The 25,526-nt window shown below is 52.1% G+C and carries 24 protein-coding genes and 1 pseudogene; 13 read left to right on the forward strand and 12 right to left on the reverse strand.

Annotation, left to right across the window (positions count from 1 at the left end; genetic code table 11):
* Positions 1-23: 23 nt before the first annotated feature.
* Positions 24-1,211 carry a CynX/NimT family MFS transporter gene (locus AAIG39_RS21165; protein WP_343194658.1) on the reverse strand — a complete coding sequence of 396 codons (1,188 nt, stop codon included), beginning with the start codon at positions 1,209-1,211 and terminating at the stop codon, positions 24-26.
* A gap of 99 nt (positions 1,212-1,310) precedes the next feature.
* On the opposite strand from AAIG39_RS21165, the gene AAIG39_RS21170 reads away from it, so the two are divergent.
* The 5 genes from AAIG39_RS21170 to AAIG39_RS21190 all read left to right on the forward strand — a co-directional run bounded on the left by AAIG39_RS21170 (position 1,311) and on the right by AAIG39_RS21190 (position 5,383).
* A complete protein-coding gene (locus AAIG39_RS21170) occupies positions 1,311-2,096 on the forward strand; it encodes an AraC family transcriptional regulator (RefSeq protein ID WP_090086426.1) in 786 nt (261 codons plus the stop codon).
* Between the two features lie 205 nt (positions 2,097-2,301).
* Positions 2,302-3,123: an ABC transporter substrate-binding protein gene (locus AAIG39_RS21175; RefSeq protein ID WP_090086428.1), complete on the forward strand. Its 822-nt coding sequence runs from the start codon at positions 2,302-2,304 to the stop codon at positions 3,121-3,123.
* A 1-nt stretch (position 3,124) separates the two neighbouring features.
* Positions 3,125-3,946: an amino acid ABC transporter ATP-binding protein gene (locus AAIG39_RS21180; protein WP_090086430.1), complete on the forward strand. Its 822-nt coding sequence runs from the start codon at positions 3,125-3,127 to the stop codon at positions 3,944-3,946.
* The gene (locus AAIG39_RS21185) at positions 3,946-4,701 is read left to right on the forward strand and encodes an amino acid ABC transporter permease (RefSeq protein WP_090086431.1); all 756 of its coding nucleotides are present in this window, start codon (positions 3,946-3,948) and stop codon (positions 4,699-4,701) included. Before AAIG39_RS21180 ends, AAIG39_RS21185 begins: the two co-directional genes overlap by 1 nt.
* Positions 4,691-5,383 (forward strand): amino acid ABC transporter permease, encoded by a 693-nt coding sequence (locus tag AAIG39_RS21190; RefSeq protein ID WP_090086433.1) that lies wholly within the window; start codon positions 4,691-4,693, stop codon positions 5,381-5,383. The genes AAIG39_RS21185 and AAIG39_RS21190 overlap by 11 nt, the downstream gene beginning before the upstream one ends.
* Here AAIG39_RS21190 and AAIG39_RS21195 read toward each other — a convergent pair.
* The 3 genes from AAIG39_RS21195 to AAIG39_RS21205 form a co-directional block, all read right to left on the reverse strand.
* A complete protein-coding gene (locus AAIG39_RS21195) occupies positions 5,366-5,812 on the reverse strand; it encodes a DUF441 domain-containing protein (RefSeq protein WP_090086435.1) in 447 nt (148 codons plus the stop codon). The genes AAIG39_RS21190 and AAIG39_RS21195 overlap by 18 nt on opposite strands.
* A gap of 115 nt (positions 5,813-5,927) precedes the next feature.
* The gene (locus AAIG39_RS21200) at positions 5,928-7,967 is read right to left on the reverse strand and encodes a glycoside hydrolase family 31 protein (RefSeq protein ID WP_343194659.1); all 2,040 of its coding nucleotides are present in this window, start codon (positions 7,965-7,967) and stop codon (positions 5,928-5,930) included.
* A 15-nt stretch (positions 7,968-7,982) separates the two neighbouring features.
* Complete coding sequence (locus AAIG39_RS21205) at positions 7,983-9,317, reverse strand: glycoside-pentoside-hexuronide (GPH):cation symporter (RefSeq protein WP_343194660.1); 1,335 nt, start codon at positions 9,315-9,317, stop codon at positions 7,983-7,985.
* 311 nt (positions 9,318-9,628) lie between these two features.
* On the opposite strand from AAIG39_RS21205, the gene yoaI reads away from it, so the two are divergent.
* Positions 9,629-9,739 carry a small membrane protein YoaI gene (yoaI, locus tag AAIG39_RS21210; protein WP_283776198.1) on the forward strand — a complete coding sequence of 37 codons (111 nt, stop codon included), beginning with the start codon at positions 9,629-9,631 and terminating at the stop codon, positions 9,737-9,739.
* 28 nt (positions 9,740-9,767) lie between these two features.
* Here yoaI and AAIG39_RS21215 read toward each other — a convergent pair whose 3' ends face one another.
* From AAIG39_RS21215 to yeaG, 3 genes are all read right to left on the reverse strand, one after another.
* On the reverse strand, positions 9,768-10,268 hold the full coding sequence (locus tag AAIG39_RS21215; RefSeq protein ID WP_090086441.1) for a YbaK/prolyl-tRNA synthetase associated domain-containing protein: 501 nt from the start codon (positions 10,266-10,268) through the stop codon (positions 9,768-9,770).
* A 297-nt stretch (positions 10,269-10,565) separates the two neighbouring features.
* A complete protein-coding gene (locus AAIG39_RS21220; protein ID WP_090086443.1) occupies positions 10,566-11,849 on the reverse strand; it encodes a YeaH/YhbH family protein in 1,284 nt (427 codons plus the stop codon).
* Between the two features lie 202 nt (positions 11,850-12,051).
* On the reverse strand, positions 12,052-13,986 hold the full coding sequence (gene yeaG / locus AAIG39_RS21225) for a protein kinase YeaG (protein ID WP_085006506.1): 1,935 nt from the start codon (positions 13,984-13,986) through the stop codon (positions 12,052-12,054).
* Positions 13,987-14,419: 433 nt separating this feature from the next.
* On the opposite strand from yeaG, the gene AAIG39_RS21230 reads away from it, so the two are divergent.
* Positions 14,420-15,166 carry a MipA/OmpV family protein gene (locus tag AAIG39_RS21230; RefSeq protein WP_090086444.1) on the forward strand — a complete coding sequence of 249 codons (747 nt, stop codon included), beginning with the start codon at positions 14,420-14,422 and terminating at the stop codon, positions 15,164-15,166.
* A gap of 91 nt (positions 15,167-15,257) precedes the next feature.
* On the forward strand, positions 15,258-16,115 hold the full coding sequence (locus AAIG39_RS21235) for an aldo/keto reductase (RefSeq protein ID WP_343194661.1): 858 nt from the start codon (positions 15,258-15,260) through the stop codon (positions 16,113-16,115).
* Between the two features lie 84 nt (positions 16,116-16,199).
* Here AAIG39_RS21235 and AAIG39_RS21240 read toward each other — a convergent pair whose 3' ends face one another.
* On the reverse strand, positions 16,200-17,084 hold the full coding sequence (locus AAIG39_RS21240; protein WP_090086447.1) for a D-hexose-6-phosphate mutarotase: 885 nt from the start codon (positions 17,082-17,084) through the stop codon (positions 16,200-16,202).
* Positions 17,085-17,282: 198 nt separating this feature from the next.
* Complete coding sequence (gene gapA, locus AAIG39_RS21245) at positions 17,283-18,278, reverse strand: glyceraldehyde-3-phosphate dehydrogenase (RefSeq protein WP_047369922.1); 996 nt, start codon at positions 18,276-18,278, stop codon at positions 17,283-17,285.
* Between the two features lie 342 nt (positions 18,279-18,620).
* Between gapA and msrB the strand changes: the two genes are divergently transcribed.
* A complete protein-coding gene (gene msrB / locus AAIG39_RS21250) occupies positions 18,621-19,034 on the forward strand; it encodes a peptide-methionine (R)-S-oxide reductase MsrB (RefSeq protein ID WP_090086449.1) in 414 nt (137 codons plus the stop codon).
* A 40-nt stretch (positions 19,035-19,074) separates the two neighbouring features.
* Complete coding sequence (locus tag AAIG39_RS21255; RefSeq protein WP_090086451.1) at positions 19,075-19,353, forward strand: YeaC family protein; 279 nt, start codon at positions 19,075-19,077, stop codon at positions 19,351-19,353.
* A 75-nt stretch (positions 19,354-19,428) separates the two neighbouring features.
* Here AAIG39_RS21255 and pncA read toward each other — a convergent pair whose 3' ends face one another.
* The 3 genes from pncA to sppA all read right to left on the reverse strand — a co-directional run bounded on the left by pncA (position 19,429) and on the right by sppA (position 23,080).
* Positions 19,429-20,070, reverse strand: a complete 642-nt coding sequence (pncA, locus tag AAIG39_RS21260; RefSeq protein WP_343194662.1) for a bifunctional nicotinamidase/pyrazinamidase — start codon at positions 20,068-20,070, stop codon at positions 19,429-19,431.
* Positions 20,071-20,080: 10 nt separating this feature from the next.
* Positions 20,081-21,097, reverse strand: a complete 1,017-nt coding sequence (gene ansA, locus AAIG39_RS21265) for an asparaginase (protein WP_090086455.1) — start codon at positions 21,095-21,097, stop codon at positions 20,081-20,083.
* 129 nt (positions 21,098-21,226) lie between these two features.
* Entirely contained in the window at positions 21,227-23,080 is a 1,854-nt protein-coding gene (gene sppA, locus AAIG39_RS21270) for a signal peptide peptidase SppA (RefSeq protein WP_090086457.1), read from the reverse strand.
* 162 nt (positions 23,081-23,242) lie between these two features.
* On the opposite strand from sppA, the gene AAIG39_RS21275 reads away from it, so the two are divergent.
* The 3 genes and pseudogenes from AAIG39_RS21275 to AAIG39_RS21285 all read left to right on the forward strand — a co-directional run.
* Complete coding sequence (locus AAIG39_RS21275) at positions 23,243-23,794, forward strand: NAD(P)H nitroreductase (RefSeq protein ID WP_090086459.1); 552 nt, start codon at positions 23,243-23,245, stop codon at positions 23,792-23,794.
* A 259-nt stretch (positions 23,795-24,053) separates the two neighbouring features.
* Positions 24,054-24,218: pseudogene (locus tag AAIG39_RS21280) on the forward strand (integrase core domain-containing protein); the annotation flags it as partial.
* Positions 24,219-24,933: 715 nt separating this feature from the next.
* Positions 24,934-25,526: hypothetical protein (locus tag AAIG39_RS21285; RefSeq protein WP_425503339.1), on the forward strand; the 593-nt coding region annotated here is incomplete at its 3' end.

The raw sequence follows: 25,526 nt of genomic DNA on the forward strand, positions 1-25,526 counted from the left end.
ACAGGCCGCACAGGCCTGTTTTATTATTCAGCCGCCATCTCGCGATCGCGCCCGGCACAGGCGCCAAAGAGCGCCATCAGTACCGACAATATCGCGCAGGCGATAAGCGGGATTTGCCAGGAGCCGCTGGCATCGTGGATTTTCCCCATCAATGGAGGGCCACAGGCCGCCAGCAGATAACCTACAGATTGCGCCATTCCTGACAGGGCAGCGGCCTGATGTGCGGAGCGGGCGCGCAGGCCAATGAAGGTCAGACCGAGGATCATGGTGCCGCCGGATCCAAAACCAAACACCAGCGTCCAGATAACTGCCTGATTCGGCCAGAGCCAGAAACCGGCGGCACTCACCGCGCACAGCAGGGCAAACAGTACGGCCAGCGCACGCTGGTCACGCAGACGGTGCACAATGAGCGGAACCAGAATGCCGGGCGATGCCGTGGCGAGCTGGAGCAGGCCGTGCAAAGAACCTGCACCGGACTCACTATAGCCATGGCTGAGAAGAATGGCCGGTAACCAGCCAATCACTACATAGTAAATCAGCGAGTTAATGCCTAAAAAAAGCGTTACCTGCCAGGCCAGTGGTGAACGCCAGATCCCCCGACTTTGTACCTGCGGGCTGCCTGATAAGTCGGCGGGTTTTGCGAAACGCAACTGCGGTAGCCACAATAGCATTGCCACAAGCGGGAAGACCATGAGCATCAGCAGCGCGCCGTGCCATCCTGCGCCCATCAGCGAGAGTGGAACAACCAGTGCGGAACCAAACGCCGCTGCGGCCCCCATAGTCAGAGAATAGGCGCCGGTCAGTTTAGCGATCTGACCTGCGTAATCGCGTTTAATGATACCTGGTAACAGCACATTCCCCAGTGCGATACCGCAACCAATAATGGCGGTGCCAATAAAAAGCAGTACCGGTGCGGGCAGAGAGCGTATGGCGATACCCGCGCATATCAGCAGCATTGCGGCAAAAAGGCTGCGCTCCATACCCAGATGCCGGGCAATCCCTGCGGCCAGGGGGGAAACAAGTGCAAAGGCCAGCAGCGGCAGGGTGGTGAGCATCCCGGTCTGCGCGGTGGTTAAGCCATAATCGGTGCGAATGGAATCAAGCAGTGGTGCGGCCCCGGTAAAGGTGACGCGCAGGGTAGTGGCAATCATCAGGATCCCCGCAATAAGCAGCACCCCTTGTTTGCCCCGTGAAGAAATCGCAGTGGTCATTGTATTCTCAGGAAAAAAAGCAGAACCACACCATACCCCTTTTTCGCCCTGATGGAATCAAGCTAAAATGACACTTTATCGCTAAATTCGGACAACTTTATGCACGGTCTCGGCCTCGATGGCTTTAACCCTGACAGTCAACAAGAGGCGGCTCTGGCGTTTAGTATCACTGTCGAGGCTGATGAGCAGCGGATCCCACAGCACCGTCACCGCAAAGGACAGTTAATTCTGGCCCTGAGCGGGGCAATTACCAGTGAAGTGGAAAATGCCCGTTGGATGGTGCCACCTCATCACGCCGTGTGGCTGCCGGGTCTGGTTGCCCACAGTAACCTCGCGACGCCGGGGGCGAAGTTGTGCTTTTTGTTTGTTGAACCCGATCGGGTTGAAATGCCGACACAGTGTTGCACGCTAAAAATCTCCCCACTGGTGCGCGAACTGATTCTGACGCTTGCTGCGCGTAACCATCGCGAACGCCAGCAACCGGCAACCCAACGGCTGGTTCAGGTTCTGTTTGATGAACTGCCCCGTCAACCACAAATGCAGCTGCAACTTCCCGTTTCCCCGCACCATAAAATTCGTCAGATGGTCGAAACCATGGAGCAGGCTCCTGCCCGGTGGCAGACGCTGGGGCAATGGGCGCAGGAATTTGCGATGAGTGAACGCAACCTGGCGCGGCTGGTGGTAAAGGAGACGGGACTGAGCTTTCGCCGCTGGCGGCATCAGATGCTGTTGATTCTTTCCCTGCGTTTACTGATAAGCGGCGAGTCGGTACAAAATGTCGCACAGGCGCTGGGTTATGATTCGACCACAGCCTTTATTACCATGTTTAAGAAGGGGTTAGGGCAGACACCGGGGCGTTACCTTGCAACATCCGGGAACATATGATTATTTTCTGCTGTCAATTCCCTTTAGGTTGTATGGTTTATGCGTGTTTTCTCTGTCGGGACATTAATGATAAGTGATTCATATGGCGAAAGTATTTTTAATAACTTTTTTAGATAATAAATGCACTTTTTGATATTTGTCTGATGATTACGGTTATGTGACTTTAGCCCTGAAATTTTACTAATAACAGGGCGTAAGGATTAGCATGGCAACCACATCTTCCAAAAAAATCGGTGCGCTGACCGCACTGGCATTGCTTTCGACTTTCTCATTTGCCGCTCATGCAGACAAACTGGCCGACATTAAAGCCGCAGGCGTAGTGAAAGTCGCAACCTTTGATGCGAACCCGCCGTTTGGCGCCATCGACCCGCAGAGCCACGAAATCGTTGGTTATGATGTTGATTTCGCTAAAGCGCTGGCAAAAAGCCTGGGCGTAAAACTTGAACTGGTCGCCACTAACCCGGCAAACCGTATTCCGCTGTTGCAGTCCGGTAAAGTGGATTTGATTGTTGCAGATATCACCATTACCCCGGAACGTGCGCAGGTTATTGATTTTTCGACCCCCTATTTTGTTACCGGACAGCAATTCCTGGTGCCCGCCAGCGCATCCGATAAACTGGATAGTTACAGCAAAGCGCGTATCGGTGCGGTGAAAGGCACCACCGGCGAGCAGGCGCTGCATCAGCGCTTCCCGCAGGCCCGCGTGCTGGCCTATGACGACATCCCCCTGGCGCTGACCGCGCTGCGTAACGGCAACGTGCAGGCGATCACCCAGGACAGCACCATCCTGGCGGGGCTGCTGGCGGAAGCGCCGGATAAAGCTAAATTTAAAATCCTGCCGGACTTGCTTTCTAAAGAAGAGATTGGCGTGGGCGTGACCAAAGGCGAAACCGCGCTGCTGAAAGCGGTTAACGATGAGCTCGTTAATCTGGAGCAGAGCGGCGAAGCGGCAAAAATCTACGACGTCTGGTTTGGTCCGCAAACCAAGGCCCCGGCTCCACGCAGCTTTAAAATAGAAGCGAAGTAATATGCTGGCAGGTCTCTTTTCTACCTCCGTGGCGCAGGCCCCGGAGGCTTTTCCCGTGCAAAAAGGAACGGTGGAGTTTCGCAAGGCCAGTAAAAGCTATGGCGACCACCGGGTGTTAAACGCTATTGATTTGCAGGTTGCCTCAGGGGAAGTCATTGCCGTCTGCGGGCCTTCCGGCTCTGGCAAATCGACGCTGATCCGACTTATTAATCAACTGGAAACGCTGACCAGCGGCGAGATTCTGGTGGACGGAAAACCGACCAGCCAGCTTAAGGGGCGCGAATTGCGCAATCTGCGCCGTCAGGTCGGTTTCGTGTTCCAGCAATTCAACCTGTATGCGCACCTGAATGCGCTGGAAAATATCACCCTGGCGTTAACCCGTATCCATGGCAAGTCGGCGGCAGAAGCGAAAAAAATCGCCCTGGAACTGCTGGAGCGTGTCGGACTACGCGACAAAGCCAACCATTACCCTGCACAGCTTTCCGGCGGTCAGCAGCAGCGGGTGGCCATCGCCCGCACGCTGGCGGCAGAGCCGCATATCATCCTCTTCGATGAGCCCACGTCAGCACTCGATCCGGAGATGATTGGCGAAGTGTTGCAGGTAATGAAATCGCTTGCTCACAGCGGAATCACCTTGATTGTCGTGACCCACGAGATGCAATTTGCCCGTGAAATTGCAGATCGGGTGATTTTTATCGACGGGGGCGAAATCCTTGAGCAGGCCACACCAGAGGCGTTTTTCACCGCGCCGCAGCATCCGCGCGCCCGGCGCTTCCTGCAAAAAGTGCTCAATCCGCTCCATGCTGACGGCAAGGAGCTGTGATGGGGATTCATCTTGACTGGGCGGGCGTCCTTACCGGCCAACCCGCACAATGGCTCATGTCGGGTTTTCTTACCACCATCTGGGTCACGGTGACAGGGGTTATCCTTGCGACCGCCATGACGGTGTTTCTGCTGGCCCTGCGTCTGGCTGGCGGAAGAGTGGGGCGAGCGGTAGTGGCGGGGTGGGTTTCGCTTTTTCGCAATACGCCATTGCTGGTGCAACTCCTGTTCTGGTATTTCGCCGCATGGAACGTACTGCCCCTGGCGTTTCGTCAATACGTCAATGATGATCACGCCTTTAGCATTCTGCCTGGGGATGTCTGGTGGTTTACCCCGGAATTTCTCTCTTCGGCCTGGGCGTTGGGGTTATTCACCGCAGCGTTTCTGGTCGAAGAGATCCAGGCCGGATTACATGCGGTTCCGCGCGGGCAAATCGAAGCGGCAAAATCGCAGGGGTTTAGCGATCTGGCGCTGTTTCGTTGGGTGCTTCTGCCTCAGGGGCTGGAGAACGCCTGGCAGCCGGTGGTGGGACAATACCTGAACCTGATGAAACTCTCGTCGCTGGCAACAGGTATTGGCTTTGCTGAACTCACCTACCAGACACGGCAAATTGAAAGCTTTAACGCCCATGCGCTGGAAGCCTTTACGGTGGGGAGCGTGCTGTATCTGGCGTTGGGGCTGGTGATGAGTCTGCTTTTTAACCTGCCGCGCGGATGGCGAGCGATGGCCCGCAAGGAGGCGCACCGTGATCGATAATATTACCGTAATTACCGATAACCTCGGCTATTTGCTGTCAGGGCGTGCCGCGCAGGGCGAACCGGGCGGCGTACTGTTGTCGGTGTTGATGACCCTGGGGGCCGCCGTGCTGGCTTTTCCTGGCGGTGTATTGCTCGCCTGTTGTGCGTGGCGTTTTGCAGGCTGGCCGCGCAAGCTGCTCTTTCTGTGGGCAGAGTTGATTCGCGGGATCCCGCTAATTTTTGTCATCTTCTGGCTGTGGTTTTTGCTGCCGTGGCTGACCGGAACCGATTTGCCAGGGGCGGTGACCGTTACCCTGGCGCTGGCGTGGTTTACCTCGGCATCGGTGATGTACTCGACGCTGGCGGCGCTTAACGCGTTACCGAAGGGGCAATATGAGGCGGCGATAAGCAGCGGATTTGCCAGCCTGGACATCCTGCGCCTGGTGCTGCTGCCGCAGGCGTTACGTAATGCCATTCCATCTTATATTGGTTTGCTTATCGCCCTGCTGAAAGACACCTCACTGGCGTTTATCGTCAATGTGCCGGAACTGACCACGGTGGCCGGGCAGGTGAATAACCGGGTGCAGGTTTACCCGGCGGCTCTGTTTATCTTCACCGGGCTGGTCTATTACCTGCTCTGTACTTTCCTGGAGCTTGGGGTGAAATACTGGCAGAGGAGGCATTTACTGCCGACCAATTAACAGCGAAACCAGACCTGCCGCAATAAGTGGCCCTACCGGTACGCCCCGGAACAGGGCCACACCCAATACGGTTCCCACCAGAAGCCCGGCGACCAGAGACGGCTGCGCACTCATCAGCGTCACCCCACGCCCTCCCAGCCAGGAGACAAACACGCCCACCGCAATGGCTATCAATGATTTCCAGTTCAGAAAAGAGCTAATCAGCGTTGATGGCGGCAATGATCCGCTGGCGATGGGCGCCATGACGCCAATGGTCAGAATGACAATGCCGAGGGTTAAACCCTGTTTTTCGACCCACGGAAAGTAAGTATTGAGCGGTGTAATACGAATAATGATCAACACCATAACGGCAACCGCGACGGTAGTGTTGTGGCTAAAGAAGCTCAGCGCCACAAGGCCAATAAGGATAAAAAGCGTTGTATCGAACATGGAGAGTGTTTCGTTCCTTGCCAGTGAAAAAATAAGCCTGCTTACATTACCTTACGCGGATGCGGATTGTTAAGCAGGCTTTTTATAACGAAACACGCGTTTTCAGGCGTTTACATCAAACAGTGGATAAAAGCGCGGTGGTGTTGCTCCCTTCGCGAATAAATACCGGGATCGTCTCCAGCCCCGCGTTAACGGTAATGCGCTGCTGGCCCTGATAACGTTCACCCTGCAGATCCACCCAGCCATGATGGCCAGGCAACCAGACTTCACGTTGGCGTTGCCCCGCGTGCAGAATCGGCGCCACCAGAATGTCCTCGCCAAACAGATACTGGTCTTCCACCTGCCAGCTTTGTGGCTCATCCGGGTAATGCCAGAACAGCGGACGCATCAACGGATCGCCATGCTGGTGGGCATTAGCGAACAGGGCATCCACATAGGGGCGCAGTTTTTCACGTACGGACAACCAGTGCTGCATGATAGCGTAGTTCTCTTCACCGTAGCTCCATAGCTCGTTGGGAGAACCGCTGTTGCATTGCGGGATACCGTTACGGTAGCTTTCCGGGGGCTGGATTTGCGGTTCACGATAGCCGTGCATACGCAGTACCGGGCAAAAGACCGCCCACTGGAACCAGCGGATCAGCAGTTCATGGAAAGACGGATCGTTGACATTCCCGCCCTGGAAACCGCCAATATCTGTTGTCCACCAGGGTATTCCCGCCAGCCCCATATTTAACCCGGCTGCCAGCTGGTTGCGAAATGCATGGAAGGAAGAGTGCACATCGCCGGACCACGCCAGTACGCCAAAACGCTGGCTGCCCGCCCAGGAGCAGCGCACCAGGTTAACGATATCGCGCTCTCCGCAGGCCTGCAGGCCGTCATAAAAGCCCTGGGCGAAATCGCGTGGATACTGATTTCCCACCTCCAGCACCGGCCCGGCATGATAGCGGTAGTTATCAAAATCGTAGGCGCGGTACTCCGGTTCGGCTTCATCAAGCCAGAACAACTTAATGCCCAGATCGTAATAGTTTTTCTTCACCGTCTCCCAGACAAATTCACGGGCCTGGGGATGGGTGGCGTCAAAGAAGGTGGTGTTGCCCATAAAATCGAGATTAACCTGTACGCCGCGATCGCTGGTGACCAGTAAACCTTTGGCTTTCATTACCGGGAAGAACGGGCTGCGTGCCTCAACGGTTGGCCAGACGGAGACCATTAGCTCAATGCCCATTGATTTCAGCTCATCCACCATCGCCTTCGGATCCGGCCAGTCCATAGGATCAAAACACCATGTCCCCTGATTAGGCCAGTGGAAGAAATCAATCACCATCACTGCGACAGGCAGATGGAGACGGTGGTACTCACGGGCGACCTCCAGTACCTCCTGCTGGGTGCGATAGCGTAATTTGCACTGCCAGAGCCCGCTGGTGAATGACGGCGCAGGCGGTGGCGTACCGGTCGCTTTAGCGTACTGACGGGTAAGATGCTGAACACTGTCCGCTGCGGTTATCCAGTAATCCATCTCCTGAGTAACGCGGGCAAGCCAGGTGATCTGGTTTTTTGCGAAGTTCGCTTCGCCAATCGCCGGGTTGTTCCATAACAGGCCATAGCCGAGGCTTGACTGCATAAAAGGGACGCAGGCCTGCGAGTTACGCTGCGCGAGTTCCAGCATACAGCCTTTCAGATCCAGCCATGGCTGTTGATATTGCCCCATGCCGTAAATGCGTTCATCCGGGCGCGATTCAAAACGGACAGTAAGCTGATACTTGCCGCCTGGTAGCGGTTTAAACTCGCGACCATCAAGTTTCAGGGCGCTGATGTATTTATCCTGGCTTTTTTCACTGGCACCGATACCGACGGTAGAGCGTTGTCGCCACATCTCTTCAAGCAGTAATTCGCCGCGTTGATTGTAAAACGCCAGTTGGCCTTTCAGATTAAGCACTGCGGTGATATTACCGTTGCGCAGCGTCAGCTGTTCCGCGCCTGCGGTTATCTGCGGCTCACAGGCCTGTGGCGGCAACAGCGCGTGCAGATTGTCGCTAAATGCCGGGGCGCAGGTGGCACGCACGCGCAGGCTGTGCTCTCCCCAGGCCTCAACGCGCAGGAGCTGACGCTCGAAACGCCATTCAATACTGTCAGTGTGTTGAATAAGTTCACTCATGGGTAAGACATCCTTTTACGAGAGACTGTGACGGGCAAGGTTGATTGATTTCATCGTGTTATCATCGAGCTTGTACCAGCGCAGGGTGGCGAAGGCGGCCAGTGACAGAAGCCCCGGTACGACAGTAAAGAGGGCAACAATGCAGTACATGGCAAGCGACGTCTGCTGTGGGGCGTTGGCGACATAGCCGCTCAGCCCCAGCGTCCAGCCGACAATGGCGCCGCTGATGGCCATGCCGAGTTTCAGGACTGCAAGGAAGGTTGAGAAAATCACGCCATCCATGCGTTTACCCTGCAGCCATTCACCATAGTCGGCGACGTCTGCCATCATGACCCACATTAGCGTGGTAGTGGCCTGGTAGAGAGTCGATACCACGAAGGTCAGCGGCACCAGAACGTAGATCGATTTTGGCGCGAAGAAGAGGGCAATACTCAGTACTCCGGCAAGCACGGCACAGTAACCGAACATTTGTACTTTGCTGAAATTGCGGGTCAGACGTTTTGCCAGCGCGCTACCAGCGGCTTTACCCAGAATATGTGCGCCAAGCATCCACATAAAATAGCTGGCGCTGCCCAAATAATAGGTGACGAAATACATCATTGCGCCAAGGCGAATAACCCCAAAGCCAATATTGGTAATCACCAGCACAGAGACAACGCGCCACTGATCGTTTCGTAACAAGTCGCGTAATTCGCTGAGGTAATTGTTATGGGTGGCAGGTGCTTTAATTCTCTCACGCGTATTGGCAAAGCAGATCCAGAACATGATAACGGCGGTGCTGGCCATTATCGCCATCGCCCAGCGATAGCCGGATAATTTATCCTCACCGCCGAGATATTGCGCCAGCGGCATCATAAAAAATGTCGACATTGCACCGCCAAGGGTGGCTAAAAAGAAACGATACGACTGTAGCGAAATACGATCTTCGTTATTAGGGGTAATGACCGCGCCCATTGAACAATAAGGAATATTGATCGCGGTATACATCAACATCATAAAGGTATAGGTGATCGTCGCGAACACCATTTTACCGGTTAGTGTTAAAGATTCAGGTACGGCATAGGTTAGCAGGCAACTGACCCCAAAAGGTAATGCCAGCCACAACATCCATGGGCGGAATTTCCCCCAGCGTGAATTTGTACGGTCAGCAAGGTAACCCATCGCCGGATCAATAATGGCATCAGCGGTACGGGCCAATAAAAACATTGTGCCAACAAACGCGGCGGGTAAACCAACAACATCGGTGTAATAAAATGTCAGAAATATAATGACATTATCCAGCCCAACATGACTGGCCATATCACCGAGTCCATAACTGATTTTCTCTTTACGGGTGATCGTTAAATTCATTGTATTCACCTGGGTTTGTAAGGTTATTTCAGGGGGCGCTACAGAATAAGGGTGTTGTAATATCGTATTTATAACAATTGCGAGATTTGTCATTGGAATTACGGAAACTGCTTTTCGTGATACCGGTAACAATTTATTGATCAGACAATGAAAAACGATTTTTTTACCTTATCTTTTTAACGTGTTGATAAGCAAACGGCAGGAATCGTTTCAGCGCCGGGAAATTCATCTGAATAACCCAAAACTGTCATCGAATTGTCACCCGGTAACATTATGAATAAGGAAACCGGGCATAAAAAGGCAGGTTACACATGAACGATTTTATGCTGACAGATGGCGTTATCATTGCATCGTCATTTCTCGCCATTATGGTGGTGCTGGTGGTTTCCGTTCTTGCGCTGGAAAAAGCGGGCTGGCCCTGAGCATACGGGCAGGAAGCCCGCATGGCAGTTAATTCTCGCGACGGAACTCAACCAGCTCAGGACGCGCGATACGTAAGTAATCCTGTGTGTTGAGAATGACAGACTTTTCAAGTAGCCCTGCGTTGAAGGCAATCTCTTCGTAGCGGTCAAAAAGAAGGGGATCTGCCACTAATTTTAACGATGGATGAAAACTGAACGGCGGAATAGCGCCGAAGACGCAGGCTGTCAAATCATCCACCTCTACCGGACTCGCCAGCGACGCCTTATTCCCGCCAAAGTATTGCGCAAGCCGGGACAAATCAGCCTGCTGATCGGCCGCAAGGATCGCCAGCACATGCATCTTCACGCCGTTGCCTTTGATTTTACATACCAGTGCTTTAGCCCCCTGACCGAGCGCAGTACCACGAATCTCGCTCACTGCCTCACATTTGCCGGAGGCTTCGTGTTCAACCAGACGATAACGCGCCTGGTGCTGCTCCAGTATTTCAAGCAGATAGTGGTGGATATTTCGACTGGCAATTTCGGACATCGTTCCTCCTTAACGGTGATAAGCACCCGCCAAGAATAGTCCAGCCACGCAGAGATGAAAATAAAAAAGGCCGCCTGTATAAGGCGGCCTGAAGTACAAGCACGACTGTAACGCTTTATGTGTACTGTTAAAAAAACGACGCTCGCAAGGAACGAAGTAAGAATCGAGTTTGTCTGGTGAGTAATATGCCATATTCGCCGCGATGTAAGAGGGCGAATAGCTGCATTTTTGTACCGTAATTTGCCCGTTTGCGGCGAGGAGAAAAAAGCCAGCGCGGGGCGCTGGCTTTCAATATTGCTAACTGCCTGATGTGGCATTCTGCTTATGAAAAAGCTCGCGGAATACCGGGTAGATATCTTCCTGATCGCGGATATGCTGAATGGCGAAGTTATCAAACATGGTCTGCAGATGTTCATATTCGCGCCATAATGTCTGGTGCGCGCGGCGTGTTATCTCGATATAGCTGTAATAACGCACCACTGGCAGAATTTTCTTCGCCAGAATTTCGTGGCATAACGGCGAGTCATCGGCCCAGTTATCGCCATCCGATGCCTGAGCCGCATAAATATTCCACTGTGCCGGGTCATAACGCTCTTTGACCACTTCATCCATCAGTTTCAGCGCACTGGAAACAATCGTACCGCCAGTCTCCTGCGAATAGAAAAATTCATGTTCATCGACCTCTTTCGCCTGAGTGTGATGACGAATATAGACGACCTCTACGTTTTTATAGGTTCTGCTCAGAAACAGATAGAGCAGGATATAAAAGCGTTTAGCCATATCTTTTGTCGCCTGGTCCATTGAACCGGATACGTCCATCAGACAGAACATCACCGCCTGGCTTGATGGCTCCGGGCGTTTTTCATAATTTTTATAGCGTAAATCGAAGGTGTCGATAAAGGGCACACGTTCGATTTTCGCCCGCAGTTCGGCAATTTCCTTGCGCAGACGCTCTTCTTCAAGCAACTGGGCCGGTTCGCTTCTCTCGACAATGTCCAGACTGCTTTCCAGTTCACGAAGCTGACGACGTTTGCCTGCTGTCATCGCGGTACGACGTGCCAGTGAGTTCTGTAGTGAACGCACGACACTGATATTGGCGGGAACACCGTTCGCCGTGTAACCGGCACGGTGGGTCTTAAATTCATTAAGCTGACGCTGTTGGTTCTTTTTCAGATTTGGCAGCGCCAAATCCTCGAACAGAAGATCGAGGTACTCATCTTTCGAAATCTGGAAAACAAATTCATCCTGGCCTTCGCCGTCAGCGCTGGCTTCGCCCTGACCGCTGCCACCACCGCCACCGCCACCCTGAGGGCGTTCGATGCGGTCGTTTTGCACAAAATGATCGTTACCCGGATGCACGCGATGGCGCAGGCCGCCGCGACCCTGATGAAACATCGGTTCGCTGATGTCCTCGTTCGGGATGGAGACGGATTCGCCATTCTCCACGTCGGTGACCGAGCGTTTATTGATGGCCTCGGAGATCGACTGTTTTATTTGCGCTTTATAACGGCGTAAAAATCGCTGGCGGTTAACCGTGCTCTTGTTTTTACCGTTAAGACGCCGGTCTATGAACCAGGTCATAAGTCCCTCCCGTACTGCATTTGCCAACTCTATTCTTCGTACTTTGCGCCGCAGGTTTTGACTGCTTTCATTCACCCGATGCACTGACCCACGTCAGCCTGCCGGGAGTCGCTCGCTTGCCACTTTCCTGCGCCACGAAAAACGAGAATACGCACAGATTGTTCAGGCCCGGTCAGCGCTGCGCTGCCGGGCCATTTTGGCATTATGATGATTTACGTACACGCAGATACCATTCGCACAGCAGGCGAACCTGTTTGCGGGTATATCCTTTCTCCATCATACGATCGACAAAGTCATCGTGTTTTTTCTGCTCGTCGGTTGAGGTTTTGGCGTTAAACGAAATAACAGGCAGTAACTCTTCGGTATTCGAGAACATTTTTTTCTCGATAACCGTGCGCAGTTTTTCGTAGCTGGTCCAGTTCGGGTTACGGCCACTATTGTTAGCACGGGCACGCAGCACGAAGTTGACTATCTCGTTACGGAAATCTTTCGGGTTACTGATCCCGGCCGGTTTTTCAATTTTTTCCAGTTCTGCATTCAGTGATTCACGGTCAAACAGCTGACCGGTATCCGGATCGCGGTACTCCTGATCCTGAATCCAGAAATCTGCGTAGGTGACATAACGATCGAAAATGTTCTGTCCATATTCAGAGTAGGATTCCAGGTAAGCAGTCTGGATCTCTTTGCCAATAAATTCGGCGTATTTCGGGATCAGGTAGCCTTTGAGGAACTCCAGGTAGCGCTCCGCCTGTTCTTGTGGGAACTGTTCGCGCTCAATCTGCTGTTCCAGTACGTAAAACAGATGAACCGGGTTCGCCGCCACTTCCGCATGGTCGAAGTTAAACACGCGGGAGAGGATCTTGAACGCAAAACGTGTCGACAGACCGTTCATCCCTTCATCCACCCCGGCGTAATCACGGTACTCCTGGTAGGACTTCGCTTTCGGGTCCGTATCTTTCAGGCTTTCACCATCGTAGACACGCATTTTTGAGTAGATGCTGGAGTTTTCCGGCTCTTTCAGGCGCGACAAAATCGAGAAGCGGGCCAGCGTTTCCAGCGTACCTGGAGCACAGGGTGCGCTGGTCAGCTCACTGTGGTTAAGCAGTTTTTCGTAAATTTTGATCTCTTCGGAGATCCGCAAGCAATAAGGCACTTTGACGATATAGACGCGGTCAAGGAACGCCTCATTGTTTTTGTTATTACGGAACGTAACCCACTCTGATTCGTTTGAGTGCGCAAGAATGATGCCATTAAAGGGCAGGGCAGAAATCCCCTCGGTCCCGTTGTAGTTACCCTCCTGTGTGGCGGTTAGCAGCGGGTGCAGTACTTTAATGGGCGCTTTGAACATCTCAACGAATTCCATAATGCCCTGGTTAGCACGGCACAGTGCGCCGGAATAGCCATAAGCATCAGGATCGTTCTGGGCGTGGTTTTCCAGTTTACGGATATCCACTTTACCTACCAGTGCAGAGATGTCCTGGTTGTTCTCATCGCCAGGTTCTGTTTTAGCGATGGCGATTTGTTCAAGTACGGATGGCCAGACTTTGACCACGCGGAATTTCGTAATGTCACCGCCGAAATCATGCAGGCGTTTAGCCGCCCATGGCGACATGATGGTGCCGAGGTAGCGACGCGGAACGTTGTATTCCTTTTCCAGAATCTGCGCGTCTTCCTGCGGATTAAACAGGCACAGCGGATGGTCGTTTACCGGGCTACGTTCGCCATTAGCGCTTAGTACGTAGATCGGTACCCGCTGCATTAATGATTTCAGACGTTCGGCGAGCGAAGACTTACCGCCACCGACCGGGCCGAGCAAATAAAGGATCTGTTTCTTCTCTTCCAGGCCCTGGGCGGCGTGTTTGAGATAAGAGACAATTTGCTCGATTGCTTCTTCCATGCCATAGAACTCTTCAAAGGCCGGGTAACGTCCAATAACCCGGTTCGAAAAGAGACGGGAAAGCCGTGGCTCCTGGGCAGTATCCACCATCACTGGCTCACCAATGGCCATCAGTAGCCTTTCTGCCGCGTTAGCGTAGGCACTGCGGTCTTGCCGACAGATGGTAAGAAATTCCTGCAGTGTGAACTCTTCGTCCTTGGCAGCTTCATAGCGCTGGCGGTAGTGATCGAATATATTCATGGCATGCCGTCCTTTCGTTTTTTAGCACAGGTAAAGAGCCGTTCATATGAATAGTAGAGGCTCCCGGAAGCGTTAACTGAACGACGCTAAGAGTCATACAGCAACCCTCATGCCAGGTTGCATGTCATTAACAAAATGCGGGTTCGTTAAATCATCTTCTTAATTTAAGCGTAGATGGCATTTGCAAAACTTGCATGCCGCCTGAAACTAATTTCAATGACATATCAATAACTCATCCATAAATGCTTTCTTTTGTGATAAGCCTTCCACTATCAAATCACAGCGGCTTCATAAAACAGTAAGCCCCCTGTCATATACAGACCACAGGCTATAGGGTTTAGTTTTGTAATGATTAAGTAAAAAAATTTGGGATGACTGTCCTGGACGGTTAAACTTCACTCCGCCGATTATTGACTACAGGAATTAATGGACTGTGATGAAACTCAAACTCCTGGCACTGGGCGTGCTGATCGCTTCTTCTACATTTACTGCCAGTGCCGAAAGCAACTTCTCCCTGGGTGCAGGCGTGGGCGTGGTAGAGTCTCCGTATAAACAGTACGACAATAAAACCTATCCGATTCCGGTTATCACCTATGAAAGCGATGACTTCTGGTTTCGTGGTTTAGGCGGTGGCTATTACCTGTGGAATGATCAGGCCGATCAACTCTCCATCTTTGCCGCCTATTCGCCATGGCACTTTAAGCCGGGTGACAGTGACAATAATCAACTGCGTCAGTTGAATAAACGTAAGTCAACCGCAGTGGCGGGGCTTTCTTATATTCATAACACCGAATATGGTTTTCTGCGCACGTCTCTGGCAGGTGATGTGCTCGATAACAGTAATGGTGTGACATGGGATCTGGCCTGGCTGTATCGCTATACCAATGGTGGACTGACGCTGACGCCGGGTATCGGTGTTGAATGGAACAGCGACAATCAAAACGAGTACTATTATGGTGTATCTCGCGCGGAATCACGTCGCAGCGGCCTTAATAGTTACGATCCGGACAATGGCTGGAGTCCTTACCTTGAACTTACCGCCAGCTATCGTCTGACAGATAACTGGAGCGTTTACGGCACCGGGCGCTTCACCCATCTGTCTGATGAAATCAAAGACAGTCCGATGGTGGATAAATCCTGGTCTGGATTGTTATCCACAGGGGTAACGTATCGTTTTTAATTGTGCTTTTTTATAGTGCAATCCGTGCATCAAAACAGGGCCATTGGCCCTGTTTTGCTTTATGGTGGTGCATTTGACGCAGGAGGATGATATGGCTGAGAAAAATGTAGTCTTCGCGGGCGAAGTGACGCTGCCTGCTATTGGTCAGGGCACCTGGTATATGGGTGAGAATGACCGTAAGCGCAGTAAAGAGGTGGATGCACTACGGGCGGGCATTGATGCAGGTCTCAGGCTCATCGATACGGCGGAAATGTACGCAGACGGTGGGGCGGAAGAGGTCGTTGGTGCGGCACTCCAGGGGGGATTGCGCGACAAAATCTATCTGGTTTCGAAAGTGTATCCGTGGAATGCAGGTGGTGAAAAAGCCATTGCGGCCTGTGAAGCGAGTTTGCGCCGTCTGAAAACCGATTATCTGGATCTTTATCTGCTGCACTGGCGCGGAAATTTCTCGCTGGCCGAAACGGTGGAGGTGATGGAAACTCTCATGGCGCAGGGCAAAATTCGCCGCTGGGGAGTATCGAATCTTGATTATGCCGATATGCAGGAACTCTGGCAGGTGCAGGGGGGCAAAGCCTGTGCGACCGATCAGGTGCTCTATCATCTGGGCTCGCGTGGTATCGAATATGATCTGCTGCCCTGGTGCCAGCAACAACAGATGCCGGTGATGGCTTACTGCCCGCTGGCGCAGGCCGGGCGCCTGCGGGATGGGTTACTGAATAACAGCGCGGTGACCGATATTGCGCATGCCCATAATGCGACGGCGGCGCAAATTTTGCTGGCATGGGTTATCAGTCACAAGGGGGTGATGGCTATTCCAAAGGCAGCCACTGTGGCGCATGCGCAGGAAAATGCCGCTGCGTTGAACATCACCCTGAGCGCAGAGGATCTGATGCGTCTGAATAATGCATTTCCGGCTCCAGGCCGTAAAACACCCCTGGATGTGGTGTAACACGCCGCACGTTGCCCGGGTTACAAATCGTGTAACGATGAAAATTCGGTAGCCCGGGCACGCTACTTACCCGGGCTATCACCATCAGCGTTTAACCACGCGAATCGTCTGCGCCAGACGGGACGGTTTTTCTTCAGTCGTTTTTTGCGGTGCGGTCGCGCAGGCAGACTCTACACAGACAAATGTTTTATAACCATCATCCGGCATATCGGTCATGCTGGCGGAGAGTGCCGGACCCGGGTTCCATGCGACAACGTTAGTATGATGGTGGTGGATCACTTCAATGGTGCGGTTCAGTGCACTGTCATGAATCACGCTGCAGGCTTCCGGGTTCAGATAGACGCGATCGGTACGATCCGGGAACGTCTGTACACCATCAGTTAATGCATCTTCTTGCGCGTTGTTCACTTTATCAATAAAACGATCGCCCAGGCCGCTGACTTTCACCGCATGGATATCGCCAACGTTGAAATAGGTATGCAGTGCTGAGGTGGTTTCGAAATCTCCGTGCGCTTCCAGTTCAATTTCACACGTTTTACCCAATTTATAGCGAGCGAACAGCGTGAAATCATGCGGCCAGTATTTACGGGATGCTTCGCTGCTGTGCAGCTCAAATGTCAGCACAACGCCATTGTCGTCTTCATTATGCGCTTTCAGTGTCCATGGCAGGTTACGGGCGAAACCGTGAGCAGGCAGACCCTGCTGTGCTGCGGGACCAAACCATGGCCAGCAGATCGGTACGCCGCCGCGCAGCGCCACGCCGTTTTTGAACGGAGTATTGCCGCTCAGCCACAGCGCTTCGTCTTCACCCTGGGGTTTCCAGGAGAGCAGATGTGCCCCCTGTAAAGCAAAAGAGGCTTTCACTTGTGGATGATCGATAACGATAACCTCCAGTTCGTCCATCAGGCGGCGAGAGAGGGCGGAGGTAATTTGTTCAACAACCGGGAGAGCAAAAATTTTGTTTATCATGGTGCAATCCTTCGTTTAGCGAAACACAAAATCATGAAAGCTGCATCAGGACGGCAAGCCTGTCTTGAGCCGGGAGCACAGAAGTTTCTGTGGCCAGTATCCGTGAGCAGCGCCAGTGAGGAAGCAACTTTCAGGATGACGCGAAACATAAAAAAAGGCGACCGAAGTCGCCTTTATAGATCAATTACTCATCCCAACTTATTTGGAGATGTGAGCGATCAGGTCCAGAACTTTGTTAGAGTAGCCGGTTTCGTTGTCGTACCAGGATACCAGTTTCACGAAGTTGTCGTTCAGTGCGATACCAGCTTTAGCATCGAACACGGAAGTGCAAACTTCGCCGTTGAAATCGGTAGATACAACGTCATCTTCGGTGTAACCCAGAACGCCTTTCATTGCGCCTTCAGAAGCCGCTTTGATTGCTTTCTTGATTTCTTCGTAGGACGCTGCTTTTTCCAGACGAACGGTCAGGTCAACAACAGATACGTTCGGAGTCGGAACGCGGAACGCCATACCAGTCAGTTTGCCATTCAGTTCTGGCAGTACTTTACCTACAGCTTTAGCTGCACCGGTAGAGGACGGGATGATGTTCTGTGCTGCGCCACGGCCGCCGCGCCAGTCTTTATGAGACGGGCCATCAACGGTTTTCTGAGTAGCGGTAGTTGCGTGAACAGTAGTCATCAGACCTTCGATGATGCCGAAGTTGTCGTTGATAACTTTTGCCAGCGGTGCCAGGCAGTTGGTGGTGCAGGATGCGTTAGAAACGATGTCCTGGCCAGCATAAGTTTCGAAGTTAGCGCCACGAACGAACATCGGGGTGTTGTCTTTGGAAGGACCAGTCAGAACAACTTTTTTCGCACCCGCGGTGATGTGTTTACGAGCGGTTTCGTCGGTCAGGAAGATACCGGTAGCTTCTGCTACAACGTCAACACCGATTTCGTTCCATTTCAGGTTAGCCGGATCTTTTTCAGCAGTAACACGGATGGTTTTGCCGTTAACAACCAGATGGCCGTCTTTGACTTCTACGGTACCGTTGAAACGGCCGTGAGTAGAGTCATATTTCAGCATGTAAGCCATGTATTCTGCGTCTAACAGATCGTTGATACCAACGATTTCGATGTCAGAACGTTCCTGAGCAGCACGGAAAACAATGCGACCGATACGGCCAAAACCGTTGATACCTACTTTGATAGTCATATATTCCACCAGCTATTTGTTAGTGAATAAAAGGTTGGCTGTAAAATTACAAAAACCTTACGCAGCGTCAAGCGGAATCGTGTCAATCATTGCGACAAATCAATCCTCCGCATAACCTTTGCTCGACTGACTCGTCTCACTCTTCCTATGAGCATGCTCCCCTTATGGGGACGCCGCCCCGAATTTTAAAGGTCATGCAGGATAAAAATGTGAGAGTGATCACAATTAACCGCCCGGGAATTCGCAGCAAGTAAGTTTAGATCAAAAGTTATCACTTCATTGTTAATGTTTTGTTAGAATCGAAGTGAGGTTGTACGAATTCTTACCGCGAGATGTGAGCATATGACGACGAAATCATCCCAGGATGACCTGAAAAAAAATCTGACAGAGATGCAGTTCTACGTGACACAGGATCACGGTACCGAACCGCCTTTTACAGGCCGTCTTTTACACAACAAGCGTGAAGGCGTTTATCACTGTCTGGTATGCGACGCTCCTCTGTTTCATTCGCAGACCAAATATGATTCAGGGTGCGGCTGGCCGAGTTTTTTCGAGCCGGTAAGCGAAGAGTCCATTCGTTATTTAAACGATTACTCACACGGCATGCAGCGCGTTGAAATTCGTTGCGGTAATTGTGACGCGCATCTGGGACATGTTTTCCCTGATGGCCCACAACCGACCGGTGAACGTTACTGCGTGAATTCCGCCTCTTTGAGTTTTACCGACGATGAAAACGGTGATCGGACTCAGGGCTGAGGAATCGATTCAGCTATTATTCCACTGGAGTTAATTTAGCATGGATTTCGAACAAGTCATTAACAGCATGACACCGGACATCTACCAGCGTCTGGTTACCGCTGTTGAACTGGGCAAGTGGCCCGACGGTGTTGCCCTGACGGCGGAACAAAAAGAGAACAGTCTGCAACTGGTCATGTTATGGCAGGCACGCCATAACACCGACGCGCAACACATGACCATTGATACGCAGGGTCAGATGGTGATGAAGAGCAAGCAGCAACTGAAAGAAGACTTTGGTATTGCGCCGAAGTCGATTGCGACGCTGAAAGTTCAGTAAGTGCAGTGATTCGCAAGCCCCCGGCCACGATTGTTCGCACGATAGCCGGGGTTAAGTCGAAAAGCTGGAAAAGCATTACCGCTGCGTTTCCTGCCAGTCAGCCAGCGTATAGAGTGTTGCGCCTGCGGCAGCCATTTCCATAAAAGCGTGGGCGCTGTCCTGCGCACTGATATTCACTCCGCGACAGCCATCAGTAATGACGTTGACGCGATAGCCGAGTTTCAGCGCATCCAGCACGGTAAATTTCACGCAATAATCGGTGGCGAGCCCCATGATGGTTAGCTCAGCAATGTCATGCTGACGCAACCAGTCATCGAGTTCGGTTTTCTGCCGATGCCCGTTATCAAAAAAAGCGCTGTAGCTATCGATAGCCGGATTTTGCCCTTTGTGAAACACGGCATCGATTGCTGAGGTTTTCAACAGGGGATGCAATGCCGCCCCTTCACTATGCTGTACGCAATGATCCGGCCAGAAGGTTTGCGCCAGGCCATCAAGCACACCTTGCGAAAAGGGCTCAACCTGATGCTGACTGGCGAAACTGCCGTGGTTAGCCGGATGCCAGTCCTGCGTCGCCAGCACCGGCCCACCGCGCGCCTGGCACCAGTCAATCAGCATATTCGCCACATCTACCGTACTGTCGCCTTCCGCCACAGCCAGGGCACCACCTGCACAGAAATCATTTTGCAGGTCGACCAGCAGCAAAGCGCGTTGTTTCATCGGGTTTTCCTTATTCGTCAGCGGTTAGCTCGCCGCGCAGGTTCTGCGTCATGGCGCTGCGAATCGCCGCGGCGTCCAGATCCTGGCTCAACAGATAATGCAGTTTAGTCAGCGTAGCCTCTACCGTCATATCCGCACCGCCAATCACGCCTGCGTGTGCCAGTGCATTACCGGTGGCGTAACCACCCATATTGACCTTGCCCGACATACACTGCGTCAGGTTAACCACGACAATGCCGCGTGCACTGGCTTCCTCTAACTCTTTGAGAAACTCACCGTTTTGTGGCGCATTGCCAACACCGTATGAGCGCAGGATCAGCGCTTTTACGGGCTGGCGCAGGAAATTTCTTACCACGTCTGCCGAGATGCCAGGATAAATCGTCACTACACCGATCGGCTGCGGGGTGATCGGGTGGACAACCAGCTCACCGTTACCGTGCGGCGCGGGCGGCGTATTGAGGCGACGAATATGAATTCCCGCTTCCAGTAGCGGCGACAGATTCGGCGAGGCAAAGGCGTCAAAACCGTCAGCATGCGCTTTAGTTGTGCGGTTACCGCGATAGAGGCGGTTGTTAAAAAACAACGTCACTTCGTTAATCGGGAAGTTAGCCGCTACGTACAGCGAATTGAGCAAGTTGATCTGCCCGTCGGAACGAAGCTCAGCCAGCGGAATTTGTGAGCCAGTCACGATAACCGGTTTACTCAGGTTTTCCAGCATAAACGACAGTGCAGAGGCGGTGTATGCCATGGTGTCGGTGCCGTGCAGGATGACAAAACCATCGTAATCGTTGTAATGGGCTTTGATATCGTCAGCGATATGCTGCCAGTCTTCAGGCGTCATATCGGAGGAGTCCATCAACGGATCATATTCGTGGATGGTGAAGTCAGGCATTTCCGGGCGATGGAATTCAGGCATTAACGCCAGTTGACGTTGCAGATGTCCTGAGACGGGGACATAGCCATGTTCGGAACGTTGCATACCAATGGTACCGCCAGTGTAGGCAACATAAATCGATTTCTTTTGCATGATAGAAAATGTGTTGTCACAGAGTGGGGGGAGTATATACGCAGTGAATGAATGATGCAGCGAAAGCGCAAAGAAAAGGCGGAGCCAGCGTGATGCTGATCTCCGCCTGAATACAAAACGTCCAGTTCGTTAGCGAATGTTGGCGCAGGTCAGGCAAAATGCGTAACGATTTTGTGGATCGTTAAACGCTGCCAGTTTATCTGTTTCAGCTTTGACCTGAACCGCCGCATTAGCCAGCGGCGCGGGTAGATAAGCCTGTAATGCCTGCGGCAACATCGCGCGTACGGAACCTGACATGCTGTCCATGACGCGATCGAAAAATGACGGTTCATCCTGATACCAGTCCACATGCCACTGTTTGAGTTTCGCCAGCTCAGCCGCTTTGCTCAGCGCATCGTCGAAATCACCCAGCCCGTCGACCAGCCCGTTGGCTTTTGCGTCCTGACCGGTCCAGACGTGACCTTGTGCGATTTTATCAATCTGCTCCGGCGTGCTGTTACGCGACTGTGCAACCAGCGTAATAAAGCGCTTGTAGCCGTTCTCGATGCTGAGTTGCATCATCTGCTGAACTTCCGGAGGCAGTGCTTTGGTCATGCTGACATCCGCCAGCGGCGACGTTGCCACGCCGTCGGTATGCACGCCAATACTGTCCAGACTGTTCTCCAGCGTATTGATGACGCCGAAAATACCAATCGACCCGGTCAGTGTGCTGGCATTCGCCACGATGTAGTTCGCTGGCGTTGAGATCCAGTAACCGCCGGATGCCGCCATACCGCCCATGGATACCACGACTGGTTTGCCTGCCGCGCGGGCGGCGGCCAGTTCAGAGCGAATCACTTCCGAGGCGCTTACGCTGCCGCCGGGACTGTTAACGCGCAGAACAATGGCTTTCACTTTAGGATCAAGACGCGCATCGCGGATCTGCGAAGCGGTGGTATCGCCACCCACGTTCCCCGGGGTTTCATCACCATCCATGATCGCGCCGTTCGCAAAGACCACGGCTACGGCGTCGCCAATATCGCTCGGTTTTTTCAGCTGATAATCGTAATAGCTGATGGCGCGGAAATTTTTCTCTTTGTCATCCCAGCCAAACTGTTTGGTAAGTGCTTTTTCCGCATCGGCGCTTGAGCCCAGCTCATCCACCAGTTTGTTATCCAGCGCGTATTTCGCCGTATCGCCATCGACCTTACGCAGCCCGTCCAGTACGCCTTGCGCACCAGGGAATATCTGTTGCGCGGTAACCTGACGGTTTGCGGCAATGGTGTTGAGATAATTCTGCCAGAGTTCGCCCACCCAGCGGCTATCCGCATCGCGCGCGGCCGGAGACATATCGTCGCGGATGAAAGGTTCAACGGCGGATTTATAAGTACCTACGCGGAACACATGGGTGCTGACTTTCAGCTTGTCGAGGAGGGATTTGTAATACAAGCCGTTGGTCGCGAAGCCATGCAGATCTACCACCCCTTGCGGCGAGAGCCAAATCTTATTGGCAAAGCTTGCGAGGTAATACTGCCCCTGGCTGTAGTTATCACCTACTGCATAGACCGGCTTACCGCTGTCGCGGAACTCGCGCAGTGCTTTACCGATATACTGCATAGAAGGCTGGTCAGCCCCGGCAAAGTTTTTCAAATCCAGCACGATCCCGGTGATATTCCGGTCTGATTGCGCCTGACGAATGGTGTCGACGATATCGAAAAGCGAGTTTTCCTGCAGGCGGTCGGAGCTTGCGCCAAAGAACTGGCGGCCCAGCGCGCCGAGTCGGTTGCTGGCGGAGGGTTTATCCACGACCACGCCGGTAATATCCATCAATAACGCACCCCGGCTGGCATGTTCTGCTTTGCTGTCGCTAAACTGCATCCACAGGCCAACGCCGACCAGTACCAATAAAATAAAGAACAAATTGAGCACCAGATTGCGGATGAAATTCAGCAATCGCCATGTCCACTTAAAAAAAACGGCAATAAAACGCCAAAGGGTTCGCATGTATTCTCCCTGGTTAGTAACGTTTGCCACTGCCCTGCGCGGCAAGTGTGGTTATCCTAATTAGCCTGGCTCCTGTTGTCAGCAGGAATCGCTGCCGGCGCTGTAACAAAATCTACGCACGTGTTAATTTTAGGAACAAATTTCAATACAGGAGTTTAACTAATGGATGCACTTGAACTGCTCGTCAACCGCCGTAGCGCTTCCCGGTTGGCTGAACCGGCACCGACAGGCGAACAACTGGACAATATTATTCGCGCGGGGATGCGTGCGCCGGACCACGGCACGCTACAGCCGTGGCAATTTTTCATTATTGAAGGTGAGGGCCTTTCCCGCTTTGGCAGGGTGCTTGAGCAGGGCGCTCGCAGCGCCGGGCTGGACGAAAAAGCGGTAGAAAAAGCACGCACATCGCCATCGCGTGCGCCGATGATTATCGCCGTGGTGGCGAAATGTGAAGAGAGCCCGAAAGTGCCGCAGTGGGAGCAACTGCTCTCGGCAGGCTGCGCCGTGATGGCGATGCAGATGGCGGCCCTGGCTCAGGGCTTCAATGGGATCTGGCGCACCGGTCCATTGACTGACAGTCCGGTTGTGCGCGACGCACTGGACTGCCGCGTGCAGGATAAGGTAGTAGGTTTCTTATACCTTGGCACTCCGCAACTAAAAGCCTCCACGACTATTAGCACGCCGGATACCGAGCCTTTCGTTCGTTATTTCTGATACTGACTGGTAAAGCTGTCTGGATTGTGAGCGAGTCGCCACAATTCGGACAGTCACGCTTATCATGCAACGTTTTGGATGTAGCCATAGCCGGATTGTCCTGGCAAGCGTTGTCGGTCTAAAGAACTACATCCTGAATATTCAGGGTCGGGACAGGAAGCCATTAACAGCCAGTCCATTCCTGACGGCAAAGATGCCGCTTATCAACAGATGATGTGAACGCCATCAGTCAGACATTGCTATGTTAATGGCATCAGTCTGGCCGGGCGCGCCTGGCGTGGAGCTGCGTCTAATCCAGCCGGGCACGCCAGTGCAGAACGATTGATTTAAAGTTTTAACGGTCGCTTTCGCGAAGTATGCCTGGCGGCTGGATTATAACGAGTGTCTGTCATATTCAGCACTGAATTATCAGGCGCCATCATAGTGTGCGGCACGGTGGTGAAATGGAAAATCAGGCAACAACAGTTATTACTCACTGACAGTTGTCTCGAATAGCGGAGGCAGGTCAGAAGATTTAATTAATGATGCTGATAATTTGATTCGGCCTGCTCTGACGGAGGGTTTTGAAATACAGTAACTATATAGAAATTTGCCATGTGAATTCTGGTGAATGAAGAAGGAGATTAAGCATAAGATTTGTCGTAACGCTCCCACCAATGCCTCTTTTCTGCTCTAAGCATGACAAAACACTTCACAGCATGCGTAACCCCGCATACCACGCCCGTTGCATCAATTTCATGAAGAAAATTAAGTCTGCTTTGTACACAGTTTTGATAAGTAGCACATTTTGTTGAGCTCCTGGATAATCCAGGAAAATCAAGCAAGTAGTGTTTTTCTGAAATACTGGCATTTCGAATGAAACCTGAACTAAAATTCTTATAACCACATGAAAAATATAAACATTTATAAATAAAATGATATTGATTAACTTAAAAGCAATTTCTCTATGAAATATTTTCATTTGTGAACGATCGCACGCAAAGCTAACCTTATATCTATTATAGAAACAGTGTTAATTATCGATGTGAAAAAAGACTGATTGCTTAATAAAACCATTGCAAGTTAACCCTGGAAAATATTTAGGGTGGGCTGGTCATTACCCCTCTATTTAATTTGAAACTCATAGATTAGGTATTTAAATGAAACGTACAATTCTTTCTTTAATCATTTTTTCTTCAATATCTACTGCTCATGCAATGACTATTGATCAGGCTAATAGAAATGTTGCTATCGCTGAGGCTGAGGTCTCGCAGGCACAGGCGCATTACAATTCATCGGCATATCAGAAAGGCGCTGGTGTAGCGGGTTCGGTAGAAGAGCATGATCTTAATAATGCCTCTCAGCGTCGTGCTCAGGCTTATGCCGATCAGCGTGCTGCTGTACAGCAACATGAATCTGAAATGGAAGCTGCAACTAAAGCGGATATTCAGAAAGAAATTGATGATCGTCGTGCTGAGGCTCGCATGAATGCTCCATCAGCAACTGCTACGCCATCCATTGATCGTAGTCAACACCTTGATAATCCTAACAATGCATGGTCAATGACTCCTGGGATCACGAAAGAGTCAAACCCGGCAGGCAACCCGACTCACCAGATTGCACCCGCTACGCATCTGGATGGTACTCATCAGGCTATTCCTCACGCTACAGCCACTGCTACCCCCAGTGTCGACCGTAGCGTTCATTTAGATGCGCCCAATCATGCTATCGAAGCTGTTACTGCTCAGAATAA

The sequence above is a fragment of the Phytobacter palmae genome (assembly GCF_039409775.1).
In the GTDB taxonomy this organism is placed as follows: domain Bacteria; phylum Pseudomonadota; class Gammaproteobacteria; order Enterobacterales; family Enterobacteriaceae; genus Phytobacter; species Phytobacter palmae.

Excerpts from the sequence above, each read along its gene's own strand:
- AAIG39_RS21165 (WP_343194658.1), bottom strand. The coding sequence starts at position 1,211 with ATGACCACTGCGATTTCTTCACGGGGCAAACAAGGGGTGCTGCTTATT.
- AAIG39_RS21170 (WP_090086426.1), top strand. The coding sequence starts at position 1,311 with ATGCACGGTCTCGGCCTCGATGGCTTTAACCCTGACAGTCAACAAGAG.
- AAIG39_RS21175 (WP_090086428.1), top strand. The coding sequence starts at position 2,302 with ATGGCAACCACATCTTCCAAAAAAATCGGTGCGCTGACCGCACTGGCA.
- AAIG39_RS21180 (WP_090086430.1), top strand. The coding sequence starts at position 3,125 with ATGCTGGCAGGTCTCTTTTCTACCTCCGTGGCGCAGGCCCCGGAGGCT.
- AAIG39_RS21185 (WP_090086431.1), top strand. The coding sequence starts at position 3,946 with ATGGGGATTCATCTTGACTGGGCGGGCGTCCTTACCGGCCAACCCGCA.
- AAIG39_RS21195 (WP_090086435.1), bottom strand. The coding sequence starts at position 5,812 with ATGTTCGATACAACGCTTTTTATCCTTATTGGCCTTGTGGCGCTGAGC.
- AAIG39_RS21200 (WP_343194659.1), bottom strand. The coding sequence starts at position 7,967 with ATGAGTGAACTTATTCAACACACTGACAGTATTGAATGGCGTTTCGAG.
- AAIG39_RS21205 (WP_343194660.1), bottom strand. The coding sequence starts at position 9,317 with ATGAATTTAACGATCACCCGTAAAGAGAAAATCAGTTATGGACTCGGT.
- yoaI (WP_283776198.1), top strand. The coding sequence starts at position 9,629 with ATGAACGATTTTATGCTGACAGATGGCGTTATCATTGCATCGTCATTT.
- AAIG39_RS21215 (WP_090086441.1), bottom strand. The coding sequence starts at position 10,268 with ATGTCCGAAATTGCCAGTCGAAATATCCACCACTATCTGCTTGAAATA.
- AAIG39_RS21220 (WP_090086443.1), bottom strand. The coding sequence starts at position 11,849 with ATGACCTGGTTCATAGACCGGCGTCTTAACGGTAAAAACAAGAGCACG.
- yeaG (WP_085006506.1), bottom strand. The coding sequence starts at position 13,986 with ATGAATATATTCGATCACTACCGCCAGCGCTATGAAGCTGCCAAGGAC.
- AAIG39_RS21235 (WP_343194661.1), top strand. The coding sequence starts at position 15,258 with ATGGCTGAGAAAAATGTAGTCTTCGCGGGCGAAGTGACGCTGCCTGCT.
- AAIG39_RS21240 (WP_090086447.1), bottom strand. The coding sequence starts at position 17,084 with ATGATAAACAAAATTTTTGCTCTCCCGGTTGTTGAACAAATTACCTCC.
- gapA (WP_047369922.1), bottom strand. The coding sequence starts at position 18,278 with ATGACTATCAAAGTAGGTATCAACGGTTTTGGCCGTATCGGTCGCATT.
- msrB (WP_090086449.1), top strand. The coding sequence starts at position 18,621 with ATGACGACGAAATCATCCCAGGATGACCTGAAAAAAAATCTGACAGAG.
- AAIG39_RS21255 (WP_090086451.1), top strand. The coding sequence starts at position 19,075 with ATGGATTTCGAACAAGTCATTAACAGCATGACACCGGACATCTACCAG.
- pncA (WP_343194662.1), bottom strand. The coding sequence starts at position 20,070 with ATGAAACAACGCGCTTTGCTGCTGGTCGACCTGCAAAATGATTTCTGT.
- ansA (WP_090086455.1), bottom strand. The coding sequence starts at position 21,097 with ATGCAAAAGAAATCGATTTATGTTGCCTACACTGGCGGTACCATTGGT.
- sppA (WP_090086457.1), bottom strand. The coding sequence starts at position 23,080 with ATGCGAACCCTTTGGCGTTTTATTGCCGTTTTTTTTAAGTGGACATGG.
- AAIG39_RS21275 (WP_090086459.1), top strand. The coding sequence starts at position 23,243 with ATGGATGCACTTGAACTGCTCGTCAACCGCCGTAGCGCTTCCCGGTTG.